We start from the raw sequence: 14,521 nt of genomic DNA, 5'->3' as shown, positions 1-14,521 counted from the left end.
TTGGGTATCAGATGCTGAAGTAGAGAAGCGAATGAATAAAAAGGTAGAAATACAAGAGCTGGGTCTTAAGGATTTTAAAGAAACCTGGGAGTATCAAGAGGTACTGTTTCAGGGAATACTGGATACCAAGATCAAAAATAGAAGAGAGGATGCTAACCTGGATACCAAGAACTACTTTCTTTTTGTAGAACACCCTCATGTATATACCTTAGGAAAAAGTGGAGATATCAGTAATCTGCTTTTAAATGAAGAACAGCTCAAACAAAAAGGAGCTACTTTTTACAAGATCAATCGAGGAGGTGACATCACCTATCATGGCCCTGGTCAAATTGTTGGATATCCCATATTGGATTTAGATAATTTCTTTACTGATATTCACAAGTATCTGCGTTTTTTAGAAGAAATGGTCATACTAACGTTAGCAGAGTACGGAATCACAGGTGTGAGAAGTGATGGAGAAACCGGAGTTTGGTTGGATGTAGGAACTCCTTTTGCCCGTAAAATTTGTGCCATGGGTGTAAGAGCAAGCAGATGGGTAACCATGCACGGTTTTGCTTTTAATGTAAATGCAGATCTTGGATATTTTGATAATATTATTCCTTGTGGGATAAATGATAAAGCGGTGACTTCATTAAATGTAGAGTTAGGAGTAAAACAGGTAGATCTTGTAGAAGTAAAACAAAAATTACTAAAGCATTTTATCAATCTGTTCGAAGCAGAAAGGATTCAACAAAAAACCGAAGCATAGCATACTTCGGTTTTTTCGACTAAAAACTAAACAAATCAAATAAGTTGGGGTTAATTTATTTTATATCCTTCGAACCAACTACCTGTTCCATCGATGCGAACATCACTGGGACCAAAGTTTCTTAAGTTTACAAATACTTCTTGTCCAACATTTAGGAAATAAATACCGCTAACATCTATTTTTACATCATCACCATCAACGATTTGAGTAAAATCTACACCCGGATCTACATTAAAGCTAATTCTAAAAAAGGAAGAGGTCACCGTATTGGATTGTCTTACTACCGCATGCAGATAATAGTATCCGCTTTCTGGCACAACAAATCTATCTGTGGTGGTGTTAAAAGCATTTCTGGTATCATATGTTCTGATATCCCAGATATCCGTTTCTATGGTTGTATTAATATTTAGGTCTTTTACCGCAAAACCATTTCCTCTCACCTTAAATACAACGGGTGTAGTAGCAGCCGTGGCATTATCTACATAGGTTTTTATAGCTCTCTCTGTTGGGATAGCATTATTGCTATTGCTTCCTAGAGTTGCATCGGTTGATATCTCGTTAACTGATGTGCCATTTTGCAATCTTAAGTCTCCATTAATATCTAATTTGGCAGTAGGAGTCCTGTCAATACCTACATTTCCGCTATTTATATTTTCTATATCATTACCATTAGAAATCCATCGGGTATCTCCGGATGTTATCGCGTAGGGTACAGCCATCAGTTCATTGGTTCCAACTTCTGCACCATTTACAGATACAGTAACATAAGAAGCAATTCCTCCCCAAGGCAATGTGTTAAAGTCACCTGTCACTGCAGTTCCGTTACCAATTAATAATCCAAATACTCCATTAGGATTGGTAGTAACCGTATGATTTTCTACATAGCTCGCGGCAATATCAGGCGCTCCAAATTTTATAGCGATTTGTATATTAATAGATTCATCAACAAGAATATCTCCACTGGCGCTTCTCGCTACTCCCTGGTAGTTGATAAAGTTTTTTTGAACAGATTGTGCTGATAATAATGTGCAATAGAATAGCATACTAAACAATAGAAAATTTGATATTATTTTTTTCATGATATTAAAGTTTATGAGGTGTGGTTTATTTTTTTATGATTTTGAATACTTTGTTTTCATTAGTTTCAGGAACAGAAAGCTTGAGTAGATAAGTTCCCTTTGCTAGAGAACTGATGTCAATTTGATGGTCTCGTAATATAGCATTGACCTTTTGATTCATTACTTCTTGTCCATTCAGATTGTATAATGAAAAAGTGTAACTGTCGATATCTGGAATCCGTATCCTAAAGAAATCGGACACAGGATTTGGATATATCGTTACTATACTATTATTAAACAGAAACTCTTCAGTAGAGAGTGCATTTAGAGCAGCTATACCTGACCAAAATCCTTGATCTATTGAATCTGAATTAGTGATGGTTCCAACAAAGGTTTCGCCAATGGTAAAATTTATCACGTGAGAAGCGTTGCCATTACTGCTACCGGCATTAGAGACTACGTCGACACCAATGGATTGAGATTGACTGGTTAGTGCAAAACATAGAAATAGCAAAGTGTATACGAATTTCATAATATTTTAGATTTTAGATTTTATTTAAAGAAAGATGAATACCGAGGCAAGTCTTTACGATTAAATCGCAAGAAGTTTCTTAATTTCTAAATAATTCGTTGATTCCCGAACCACTTACAGTTATATCATTATTAGTTAAATTTTCATCATCATTACGCTCATTTCCATCAATAAAAATATCAGGGTCATAGTCCAAAACGATTCGATAATCTGGAGGGAATTCACCTTCTGCCGGTGATGAAGAGTTCCAAGATCTCATGTGGCTAATGGTAAGGGTTTCTCCGGCTGCCAAGTTTGTAAAATTTAAAGTGCTTACCAGATCGCCTGGAGCTGGTGCTCCGAGATTTCTTTGGTACAAACGTATGGACTGTTGTCCTGTAGAGGAATTAAAGTCAGCCGTGCCAATGTTGGTCACCGTTCCGGTGATGGTCGCTGTTCCTGTAAAATCGCTGCCTTCGTCTTTTACAATAGAAAATGTAATAGAAGTAGCTTCCAGATCAATGGTTCCTAAAGGAGTAGTATCATCATCACTATCGCAAGCAATGAAAAAAGCTGAAAGAAATAATACGGATAAAATTTTAAAAGTTTTCATGACGTTTTAATTACGTTGTTTCACATTAGTGATATACGTATTTAAAAAGTCAACATAAAAATGAAATTATTCAGTACACGAATTAGTTAATCTGATAAATCAGTACACTATTTTCTTCTCCCTGAACAGTAAATTCTAGATTCGGATCTTTATCCATGTTGCCAAGACTGATGATAGAATTACCATAGACAGGAAAATTAGGAAACAATTCTGCATTACTATCGTACAAGTATACTTTTTTGGCTTGTATGTCTGTAATAGCTACATAAATTTTATTGTTGATGTAGAATATTTGAGGCTTGGTATATACTCCAAAATCCAGTTCTAGAGTTTTTCCTTTAATGGATAGCTTATTTTCAGAAAAAGTGACGAGGGTTTTATTGGTAGCAACTAAAGAACTACCCGGGTTTAATTCTTTGTCTGTCAAGGATACAGTTCCATCAGATTGCACCTGAATAAGTTTTCCGTCTTTGGTAAGAGATGTAAATTTGTTTTCGTACTGATGCCAAGGATTTGTAGAAAAACTAACATTTTGTTTTACATCTACTCGGGTTCTTCCTAATCTATCTAAAATATTTAATTTCCCGTTTTCTTCAGAGATAAGAATGTAATCTTTACTCCCGATGCGAATATGCTGTGGGGGCATCACCAGATTTGTTTCAGTTCCTTTAAATCCAAAGCCGGTAACCACTTTTCCTTCAGCATCCAGCATGGTGACCTCATTTCCTTGCGCAATTAGGATTCGGTAACGCTTATTTTTATCATAATCAAATAGAGATAAAGGTTGCGTAATGGGTTTTTCAAATTTTTTAGGGTAAGAAGTTACATCATTACCGTCTCTATCAACTAGGTATAAGGTAGTTTCTGTATTGAACAAAAGCTGGTATCTTCCGTTTTTATAAATATCAATTTGTTGGATATCACCCATAATAGCGCCATTAATCTGTTTTTTCCAGAAAATACTCCCCTTATCAGAAATCAAATAAAGATTATTGTCTACATCTTGTATAGCGATATCCATACCTTTAGTTCTGTGGTTCTGAACCAAAATAGGTCTGGTTAATATTTTATTTTCCAAAGTGGTGGACGCTGTTTGGGTAACAGAGGTTGCAGCACCTTTACTTACATTCTTCTCAAAAACCCCGTGAATATGTGCAAAGTTGTTCTCTTTTGTAATTTGTAAGGCAGCAATTTGATATCCATTTATCTTAGCTTCTTTCCATTGCTGCTGATTTGATTCTCCAACATTAGTAGCAATATAATCCTGAAGTTTTTTAACCGAGCCTACTAGTAATATAGAAGATTCATCAGAGAGTTTTTGCATAGCATTGGCATAGTATGTCTGCTCCTTTAGTATTGTTTTATTAAGGATGTTGGCGATGATGGTTTGTAAACTGTTTTTAGATGCTGCGAATACAATGTGATCTTCGTAAGTAAAATAATAGTTTGCTTTAAACTCTGGTATCAGAGGTTTTAATAATCCTGAAAAAGTAGTGTTTTCTTCGTAACTAAAAATATCAATATTTCTGTAAGAACCTGATGCAGATCCTGCCAATTGTTCTAAAGTGTTTTCTGGTGCCAGTGAAGTTAAAGCAAATACACTTTCATTTCCAAGGAAAATCATTCCAATTTCTGAAACTCCGGATAGCATCTCATCCAGATCATCAGGTATATTTTCGATTTCCCGATCTTGAGCTAGTGCTAAATTCTTTTTTAATGTATAAAAATCATCATAGGTAAAAGATACAAAACCATCTGCTGTAACCGGAGTTATTTTTGCAATCTTGTTTTCTTGAGCAATGGTATTGTCAAAAATCCCAATGGTGGTAGGTAATGAGTCTCTTTCGATAGCAATACCATCAATATATATTGCATTTTGTTCTAATTTGGCATCCACAGAGATCCATCCACTAAAATTCGATATTTCAGATAAATTGTTATTTGATACTATAGAATTATGAATTTCACTAAGCTGTTTTCCGTTTACCAAAACCGATATGGGATTTTTAGAATCAGAAACATCATATGCCTTTATTAGGTCTTTACTGATCAAAACTTTATTTTCCTGCTGACGGATAGCATTTTCTATCAATATCTGAGAAGAAGAAGCGATGAGCAGGCTGTCTTGTTTAGTAGCATAAAAAGTATTATTGGCAGAAACTATTTTATGAATAGTTTTGTTAGAATAGGATATGTTTTCAATATTTTTTCGATGTACAGAATCATTTTGTACAATCGAAGAGTCAAATTTTGAGATATAGGTATATTCAAAATCATTTTTTCCGATAGGAGAAAAGCATAACAGTCCTTTGGGTTGGTTAATTTCATCCAAGATCGGAAGTTTTTTAAAATAGGTAAAAAAGGCAATCTCACTATTGTTTTTCAAAAAATCGTTATCCCGTAGCATATTCTTAGTTTGCTCCAAATCGTTGATTTTTATGACCACCTGAGCATCTTGCGGAATATAATCAATGAGGGTGTTTGGTTTTTCTGTGGTTGTGTTACAAGCTAAAACAATTGTGGATAGTAGAAGTACAACTATTTTTTTCATGTGTGAGTGTTCCTTTTTTTGTTTTTTATTTTCAAAAGTCTTCATAATTTAAATAAATGACTTTTTTGCAACAGTGGTTTTATAAAGCCTCTTTGAGGTCAAAGATAATTATTTGAAATCTAGTGTAAGCTGTTCTGGTAATAATCTAAAACTTTTTCTGTGATATTTCGTGATACCATACTTTTTGATCGCTTCTCTATGCTCTGCAGTGGGATATCCCTTGTTTTTTTTCCAGTTATACATTGGGAACTCCTCGTGGATCTTCTCCATATACTCATCACGATACGTTTTGGCCAAAACAGAGGCGGCAGCGATGTTCATAAATTTACCATCACCCTTAATAACGCAAGTATATGGGATATTATGATACGGTTTAAATCTGTTTCCGTCTACCGATATATGTTCTGGTTGAGGTGTTAATTGAGCAATAGAGCGTTGCATACCGAGGATCGAAGCGTTAAGAATATTAATTTTATCAATCTCTTTCATATCAATATGTGTCACACCATAGGTAATACAGCAGTCTTCTAGTAGAGGACGTAATGCTTTTCTTTTGGCTTCGCTAAGCTGTTTAGAGTCGTTTAGAACATCATTGCTGAAATCATCTGGAAGTATAATGGCTGCAGCAGTGACCGGTCCGGCCAAGCAACCACGACCAGCCTCATCTGTGCCGCATTCGATGAGATTAGGGTTTAATTTTAATTCGAGCATAACACGAAGATAATGTATGAGTTGAACATCAGAAAACTATTTTTAAGAATCAGTAAAAAAACGTGAACCCGGATAAGGTATTTAATACATCCCTCGAGTTAAATTTAAAACCGACAATCAGTGTCCTTAACTTTCGTTAAAAAAGTATATTTTTGCCAACAGTTTACCATATAGATGAAAAAAAACATAGTATTTATAATTATACTTCTCATAGGATCAATAGCAGTTGCTCAGGAAGGAAATGAAGAAGAAATAAATGAAGGGACGAAGACTTTTCAGACCAGACCTGATATTACAAAGAGTAAAAAGCCATTATTAAAAAATAAAAAACAGAAACCTCCTATTACGGATTATAAAATTGTAGATATCTCCAACGATACTACTTATGTAGATACAACCTTAACCATTCAAAGAGATTATAATTTTAATTACTTACGAAGAGATGATTTTGGGCTGCAACCCATAAATAATGTTGGTCAGAGTTACAATAGTCTTGTAAAAGTAGAAGAACCCGATCATCTATTGCCACTTTTTGGAGCAAGGGCAAGACACTTTAATTTTATGGAAGTAGAAGATATACAATACTATCACGTTCCTACACCACTTACAGAGTTATACTTTAAAACCACTTTTGAACAAGGACAGCAGTTAGATGCTTTTTTTACAGTCAATACTTCACCAAGGTTAAATCTTTCGATAGCATATAAAGGAAACCGTTCTTTGGGCAAATATCAGCATGCATTAACAAGTACTGGTAACTTTAGAGTAACAGCCAATTACACCACAAAAAATAATCGATATCATATAAAAACACACTTCGTATCCCAGGATTTACTTAATCAAGAAAATGGTGGATTATCAGCTACCGGAATAAATCAATATCTTAGCAATACTGAAGAATTTAGAAATGCAGATGAATTTGCAGACAGAGGATCCATAGAAGTTAATTTCGAAAATGCTGAAAGCATTTTATTGGGTAAAAGATTCTATCTGAACCACAGGTATGCAATTATCAAGAAAACGGATAGTAGTAATACAAATGTTGCTGTTGGTCATATACTAGACCTTACCGATAAGTCGTTCCAATTTGATCAGACGGCCCCTAGTGATCTTTTTGGGGAATCCTATGAGTCCGGTGCACTCATGGATAAAGTAGCACTGGAGGATTTTAGTAATCAGTTGTTTGTAAAACTAGATAATGATTGGTTAGGTAGTCTTAGTGTCAATGCGGGAATGTCAAATTATAACTATGGTTATAATACGTTAGTCAATTTCCAGAATGGGGTAAGTGTTGCCAATAGACTGAAAGGCGATATATTTGCTATCGGAGGCTCCTATCAAAAAAACTATAAAGGATTCGAATTAGCTGCAAATGGTAGATCTATTATTTCCGGAGGTTTTGATGGACATTATGTAAACGCCTCAGCAGCCTATCAACTTAGGGATTATGGATTGCGATTAGGGATCAGTACAAATTCTGTAGCCCCTAATTATAACTTCCTGTTATATCAAAGTGATTATGTACAATATAACTGGCAGAATTATAATAATAATATTCCTGACAATAACCCTGCCTCTTTGGTTAATTTCAAAAATGTAGAAACCCAAAAAATTCAAGCAAATTTAAATATAAAGAAATGGGCTAATATCGAAGCTAGTTATAGTAGCATAGACAATTATACCTATTTTACAAAAAACAGGGATTCAATTACGGTACCCGAGCAATTTGGTGGAAACATTAATCTTTTGAAATTAAAGTTTACCAATAGACTAAGCTTTGGTTGGCTAGGTTTTGATAATACCATACTTTATCAGAATGTTGATGGCGCGGTTAATTCGATTTCTAATGAAAATGTTACTAGGACGTATGAAGTGTATAACGTTCCAACATTCGTTACCAGAAACAGCGTGTATTATCAGGATCACTGGTTTAAAAGAGCTTTGTTTTTACAAACAGGAGTTACTTTTAAATATTACTCAGAATATAATGCCGATGGATATGATCCGGTGCTATCAGAATTTTACGTACAAAGCCCGGAAGAGATTGACTATTTTGATGACGTGGATAAGACTGATGAGGCAGGGGATACAACACAGACTTTTGGAGGTTTCCCTCAGTTTGATATATTCTTTAATGCCAAAATCAGACAAACTCGCATCTACTTTAAAGTAGAAAACTTTGGGGAAGCATTCAATCAGAATAATGAGTTTTCCGCTCCGGGTTATGCACCAAGAGATGCTGTGATTCGTTTTGGATTAGTTTGGAATTTCTTTTTATAATGTAAGGCACCCGAGCGGGCCTGCCTGCCAACAAGAGGCATATAATAGATTGCCTGGTAGGCTATTCGTTACAATTCCTCTCTGTCTACGTCGGATGCGGGATTTTAACTACGATCCCTGGTGCAAATCATTTTAGTAAATAGATTGTAAGGCGTATCTTTGATATAAATCACTTTCCATTTATACAAAATACATAATGAGCATCAAGAAACGAAACGTATCCGTCTTAGGTCCCGAAACTTTTACTGGAATCAAACTACAGGAACCTGCAGAGTATGCGGCAGGAATGCCAGCGGTGAAAGTTGCGCTTCAGCACGTGTTTAAAGAGATGGGAGTTGTAAAATCAATGAGTGGTCTTTTTCAGATGAACCAAAAAGATGGGTTTGATTGTCCGGGTTGCGCCTGGCCTGATCCCGAAAAGCCATCCAAGCTTGGCGAATACTGCGAAAATGGAGCCAAAGCACTGGCAGAAGAAGCAACGAATAAAAAAATAGATAGAGACTTTTTTGCTAAATATTCTGTAGAAGAACTTTCTAATTGGTCTGATTATCAAATAGGAAAAAGTGGAAGATTAACAGAACCTATGGTATTGAAACCGGATAATATTCATTATGAACCAATTTCTTGGGAAAAAGCATATGAGTTAGTGGCTCAAAAATTACACGAATTAGAAACTCCGGACGAGGCAATATTTTATACTTCAGGAAGATCGAGTAACGAGGCGGCTTTCTTATATGGTTTGTTTGTGAGGGCTTTTGGTACAAATAACATGCCGGATTGCTCTAATATGTGCCACGAATCTAGTGGAGTTGCACTTAGCGAAACCTTGGGGATAGGAAAAGGCTCAGTAAAACTAGAAGATTTTGATCAGGCAGATATAGTAATGGTCATAGGTCAAAATCCAGGCACCAATCATCCCAGAATGCTATCAGCATTGCAAAAATGCAAAGAAAATGGTGGAAAAATAATTAGTATCAATCCTTTAGAAGAAGCTGGTTTAATACGGTTTAAAAACCCTCAGGAAGTCAAAGGCGTCATAGGATCAGGAACATCATTAACAGATGTACATCTTCAAGTAAAAATAAATCAAGATGTTTCCTTATTAAAAGTAATTCAGAAAAAACTAGCAGTATTAGATAAAAGAAACAAAAATGTGTTCGATCATCAATTTATCGATTCGTATACGAATGGTTACGAAGAGTTATTAAAGCATCTTGATACATATTCCGAGGAAGAATTAATAGCATTATGTGGAGTAGAGGAAAACTTAATCGATACAGTGGTACGCATGCTGGCCAAAAAGGATAAGATTATTATCTGTTGGGCTATGGGATTGACTCAGCACAAAAATGGTGTGAACAATATAAAAGAATGCGTAAACCTGTTATTACTTAAAGGTAGCGTGGGAAAGCCGGGTGCAGGAACTTGTCCGGTTAGAGGGCATAGTAATGTTCAGGGAGATAGAACAGTAGGGATTATGCACCACGTGTCTCCTGAGCTTAACGAAAGAATAGAAAAAGCCTTTGGATTCACTCCTCCGAATAAAGAAGGTTTGGACACAGTGCATTCGATAGAAGCCATGCGAAAGGGTCAGGCAAAAGTCTTTATAGCATTGGGAGGTAATTTTTTGTCGGCGGCATCTGATACGCATTATACAGCAGAGGCGCTCCAGAATTGCGAGCTTACAGTAAACATAAGTACTAAGTTAAATAGAACACATCTGGTGGCGGGTAAAACGAGTTTGATCTTACCCACTTTAGGGCGCTCAGAATTAGATTTTAAAGATGGAGAACCAAGATTTTTTACGGTAGAAAACAGTATGGGTAAGGTTCACAGATCCAAAGGTATGTTGAAACCGGCTTCCGATAACCTAATTAGCGAGCCTGAAATTATTGGGGGTATAGCCAATGCCTATTTCAAAGCTAATCATATTGTAGATTGGAAAACTCTTAGTCAAAATTATGAATTGATTAGAGAAAAAATAGGAATCGTAATTAAAGGGTTCGAAGATGTGAATGCAAAATCGAAAGGATCAGGGTTTTATTTACCTAATAATGTTAGGAATTTAGATTTTAATAAATTACCTAATGGTAAAGCCCAATTTAGTTGTTGCGATTTGCCAGAACATGTATTAAAAGAAGATGAACTTCTATTAATGACAATTCGTTCGCACGATCAATTTAATACCACTATTTATGGTTTAGATGATCGTTATCGAGGAATATATAATGAACGTCGCATTGTTTTAATGAATGTAAAGGATATGAATAAACGTAACTTGAAAAAGTTTGATGTCATTAATATGATTAGCTTATATGATGGAAAAGAACGAAAAGCTTCCCGATTTTTAGTGATACCGTATAGTATTCCACAAGGAAATATAGCGGCATACTTTCCAGAGACAAATGTTTTAGTTCCTCATAATCACTTTGCAGATAAAAGCAACACACCTATTAGTAAGTCTATTGTAGTGAGTGTAGAGGTTTGTTTTGTTTAATTATTGTGTTTTTTTTATCTCTAACGATAATGTTTTTAGGGTGTTATAAAAAGGTTATAAAAATCTTTTTAAAAAAGTGTTGTTGATTAGAAAAAGGGTTGTATGTTTGCACCCGCAAAACGGGGTATTGTTTTGTTGAGTTCATTGAGGTTTTCGTTATTGTTTTACGGCGGTACTGTTTTTTTTGTTTTGGTATTACGGTGATTTTCTAGGGCTTTTTAATTTATTTCAAAATATTTTCAAAAAAGTTTTGGTGGATTAAAAAGGGGTTGTATATTTGCACCCGCTTTGAGAAACAAGCGATAGTTCATAGCGGAAATGAGTGATACTGGAGTATGGTGATTTAGGTCATTATTAGGGTTCGATTCCTTAGTTACTAGCAAGAGATCCGGGAGTGGTTGTGACAGATTGCTTCTCTCTTATTTAAGAGGCGTCCTGATGTATTTAGGCAGGGATTTAAAGTTCATTGATATATTGATTGACAGCGCGTATTGCGATTATATTTATATAATTGTTTTACAATAAGAATTAAGACTAGAATCATTTTTGAGATACGATTTATAATTTCTGTTGTGTTGTTTTTAGATAATATTTAAGAATACACGATGAAGAGTTTGATCCTGGCTCAGGATGAACGCTAGCGGCAGGCTTAACACATGCAAGTCGAGGGGTAACAGGTTAGTGCTTGCACTGATGCTGACGACCGGCGCACGGGTGCGTAACGCGTATAGAACCTACCTTGTAGTAAGGGATAGCCCAGAGAAATTTGGATTAATACCTTATAGTATGATAAGATGGCATCATTTAATCATTAAAGATTTATCGCTACAAGATGGCTATGCGTTCTATTAGCTAGTTGGTATGGTAACGGCATACCAAGGCTACGATAGATAGGGGTCCTGAGAGGGAGATCCCCCACACTGGTACTGAGACACGGACCAGACTCCTACGGGAGGCAGCAGTGAGGAATATTGGACAATGGAGGCAACTCTGATCCAGCCATGCCGCGTGTAGGAAGACTGCCCTATGGGTTGTAAACTACTTTTATAGAGGAAGAAACCGCCTGACGTGTCAGGCTCTGACGGTACTCTACGAATAAGGATCGGCTAACTCCGTGCCAGCAGCCGCGGTAATACGGAGGATCCAAGCGTTATCCGGAATCATTGGGTTTAAAGGGTCCGTAGGCGGGCTTGTAAGTCAGTGGTGAAAGTTTTCGGCTCAACCGGAAAATTGCCATTGATACTGCAGGTCTTGAATCATTATGAAGTGGTTAGAATAAGTAGTGTAGCGGTGAAATGCATAGATATTACTTAGAATACCGATTGCGAAGGCAGATCACTAATAATGTATTGACGCTAAGGGACGAAAGCGTGGGTAGCGAACAGGATTAGATACCCTGGTAGTCCACGCCGTAAACGATGGTTACTAGCTGTTCGGATTTCGGTCTGAGTGGCTAAGCGAAAGTGATAAGTAACCCACCTGGGGAGTACGTTCGCAAGAATGAAACTCAAAGGAATTGACGGGGGCCCGCACAAGCGGTGGAGCATGTGGTTTAATTCGATGATACGCGAGGAACCTTACCAGGGCTTAAATGTAGTATGACAGGTTTAGAGATAGACTTTTCTTCGGACATATTACAAGGTGCTGCATGGTTGTCGTCAGCTCGTGCCGTGAGGTGTCAGGTTAAGTCCTATAACGAGCGCAACCCCTGTTGTTAGTTGCCAGCGAGTAATGTCGGGAACTCTAGCAAGACTGCCGGTGCAAACCGCGAGGAAGGTGGGGATGACGTCAAATCATCACGGCCCTTACGTCCTGGGCCACACACGTGCTACAATGGTAGGTACAGAGAGCAGCCACTACGCGAGTAGGAGCGAATCTATAAAACCTATCACAGTTCGGATCGGAGTCTGCAACTCGACTCCGTGAAGCTGGAATCGCTAGTAATCGGATATCAGCCATGATCCGGTGAATACGTTCCCGGGCCTTGTACACACCGCCCGTCAAGCCATGGAAGCTGGGGGTACCTGAAGTCCGTCACCGCAAGGAGCGGCCTAGGGTAAAACTGGTAACTGGGGCTAAGTCGTAACAAGGTAGCCGTACCGGAAGGTGCGGCTGGAACACCTCCTTTCTAGAGACCTGTCTGCAGAGCGATCTGCGTAGGTAGAAAGACGATACACAGGAATTGTATTTTGGGAGTGTTTTTAGTCTTATGCTGTTAATTAATTAAACAATAGTTGTTAGTTTTTGGTTGTTAGTTGTTAGTATTTTTTTAAATATTTATAACGATCAACAAAAAACCACCAACCATCAACTATGAAGAAGTCTCATAGCTCAGCTGGTTAGAGCGCTACACTGATAATGTAGAGGTCGGCAGTTCGAGTCTGCCTGAGACTACGAAGCAGCAAAGCTGCAAGATTTAGATTCGAAGTTTTACATTTTGAATTTAAGAAAGTTCATTGATTATAGTATTGAAAGGAAATTCTAGAAGATAGAGTTTAAGTCACATTATTCGTAATTCTAAATTCGTAATTCTGAATTTCAAATAATGGGGGATTAGCTCAGCTGGCTAGAGCGCCTGCCTTGCACGCAGGAGGTCATCGGTTCGACTCCGATATTCTCCACAATTCTTTAGGTATAAGGATTGATAGTTCATAAAACACAGGATTCATTCAATTGAAAAAGTATTTATGTTCATCATTTTTATGCTGTTTATAAGAAAAACGTTCATTGACATATTGATTTAAAGAATACGAGCGTTAGATGTTCTCACAGGAGACATTTAACGACAAAAATAAAAAAGTGATAATACGATAGTTACTGTTGTATTATCAAAAAACTAAAAGAGCAAGTTACTACCAGCGATGGTAGTTAAAAAAGCAAGACGCATAAGCTAATTAAGGGCGTATGGGGAATGCCTAGGCTCTCAGAGGCGATGAAGGACGTGATAAGCTGCGAAAAGCTGTGGGGAGTGGCACATACACTATGATCCGCAGATATCCGAATGGGGCAACCCGGCATATTGAAGATATGTCACCTAGCAATAGGAGCGAACCCGGAGAACTGAAACATCTAAGTACCCGGAGGAGAAGAAAACAAAAGTGATTCCGTTAGTAGTGGCGAGCGAACGCGGATTAGCCCAAACCAGTATTGTTACGGCAATATTGGGGTTGTAGGACCACGCTATAAGATATATATTGAATTAGAACAGTTTGGAAAGACTGACCAAAGAGGGTGATAGTCCCGTATAGGTAAGATATATTGATTTAGTGGTATCCTGAGTAGTGCGGGGCACGTGTAACCCTGTATGAATCTGTGGGGACCATCCCATAAGGCTAAATACTCCTGAGAGACCGATAGTGAACCAGTACCGTGAGGGAAAGGTGAAAAGAACCCTGAATAAGGGAGTGAAATAGATCCTGAAACCATACGCTTACAAGCGGTCGGAGCGCATTTATGTGTGACGGCGTGCCTTTTGCATAATGAGCCTACGAGTTACTTTTACTAGCAAGGTTAATCTGTTAAGCAGAGCAGCCGTAGCGAAAGCGAGTCTGA

At 37.2% G+C, this 14,521-nt stretch carries 8 protein-coding genes, 2 tRNA genes and 2 rRNA genes (1 of these 12 only partly in view); 7 read left to right on the top strand and 5 right to left on the bottom strand.

The features are described 5' to 3' along the window. Positions 1–31 precede the first annotated feature (31 nt). Positions 32–748, top strand: a complete 717-nt coding sequence (gene lipB / locus ACE94K_RS00065; protein ID WP_378184186.1) for a lipoyl(octanoyl) transferase LipB — start codon at positions 32–34, stop codon at positions 746–748. A 50-nt stretch (positions 749–798) separates the two neighbouring features. Here the strand turns inward: lipB and ACE94K_RS00060 are convergent, their stop codons facing one another. The 5 genes from ACE94K_RS00060 to ACE94K_RS00040 all read right to left on the bottom strand — a co-directional run bounded on the left by ACE94K_RS00060 (position 799) and on the right by ACE94K_RS00040 (position 6,192). Beyond that, positions 799–1,827 (bottom strand): hypothetical protein, encoded by a 1,029-nt coding sequence (locus ACE94K_RS00060; RefSeq protein ID WP_378178126.1) that lies wholly within the window; start codon positions 1,825–1,827, stop codon positions 799–801. A gap of 25 nt (positions 1,828–1,852) precedes the next feature. After that, complete coding sequence (locus tag ACE94K_RS00055) at positions 1,853–2,338, bottom strand: T9SS type A sorting domain-containing protein (RefSeq protein ID WP_378178123.1); 486 nt, start codon at positions 2,336–2,338, stop codon at positions 1,853–1,855. Positions 2,339–2,417: 79 nt separating this feature from the next. Then, entirely contained in the window at positions 2,418–2,930 is a 513-nt protein-coding gene (locus tag ACE94K_RS00050) for a hypothetical protein (protein ID WP_378178122.1), read from the bottom strand. An 82-nt stretch (positions 2,931–3,012) separates the two neighbouring features. Further along, the gene (locus ACE94K_RS00045) at positions 3,013–5,481 is read right to left on the bottom strand and encodes a hypothetical protein (protein ID WP_378178120.1); all 2,469 of its coding nucleotides are present in this window, start codon (positions 5,479–5,481) and stop codon (positions 3,013–3,015) included. A 108-nt stretch (positions 5,482–5,589) separates the two neighbouring features. Continuing rightward, positions 5,590–6,192 carry a ribonuclease HII gene (locus tag ACE94K_RS00040; protein WP_378178118.1) on the bottom strand — a complete coding sequence of 201 codons (603 nt, stop codon included), beginning with the start codon at positions 6,190–6,192 and terminating at the stop codon, positions 5,590–5,592. Between the two features lie 174 nt (positions 6,193–6,366). Here ACE94K_RS00040 and ACE94K_RS00035 point away from each other — a divergent pair, with 174 nt between their 5' ends. The 6 genes from ACE94K_RS00035 to ACE94K_RS00010 all read left to right on the top strand — a co-directional run. Then, positions 6,367–8,472 (top strand): putative porin, encoded by a 2,106-nt coding sequence (locus ACE94K_RS00035; RefSeq protein ID WP_378178116.1) that lies wholly within the window; start codon positions 6,367–6,369, stop codon positions 8,470–8,472. Between the two features lie 196 nt (positions 8,473–8,668). Then, positions 8,669–10,969 (top strand): FdhF/YdeP family oxidoreductase, encoded by a 2,301-nt coding sequence (locus ACE94K_RS00030; protein ID WP_378178114.1) that lies wholly within the window; start codon positions 8,669–8,671, stop codon positions 10,967–10,969. Between the two features lie 602 nt (positions 10,970–11,571). After that, positions 11,572–13,097, top strand: a 16S ribosomal RNA gene (locus tag ACE94K_RS00025). A gap of 192 nt (positions 13,098–13,289) precedes the next feature. After that, positions 13,290–13,363 (top strand) — tRNA-Ile (locus tag ACE94K_RS00020). A gap of 153 nt (positions 13,364–13,516) precedes the next feature. Continuing rightward, positions 13,517–13,590: transfer RNA gene (locus tag ACE94K_RS00015), tRNA-Ala, on the top strand. A gap of 262 nt (positions 13,591–13,852) precedes the next feature. Next, a 23S ribosomal RNA gene (locus tag ACE94K_RS00010) occupies positions 13,853–14,521 on the top strand (it continues 2,154 nt past the right edge of the window). The 16S and 23S rRNA genes sit together here with 2 tRNA genes alongside, the layout of an rRNA operon.

The sequence above is a fragment of the Aquimarina besae genome (assembly GCF_042434905.1).
GTDB lineage: Bacteria > Bacteroidota > Bacteroidia > Flavobacteriales > Flavobacteriaceae > Aquimarina.
Note: the sequence above shows the minus strand (reverse complement) of the source record. Positions and strands in the feature narration are given on the sequence as shown.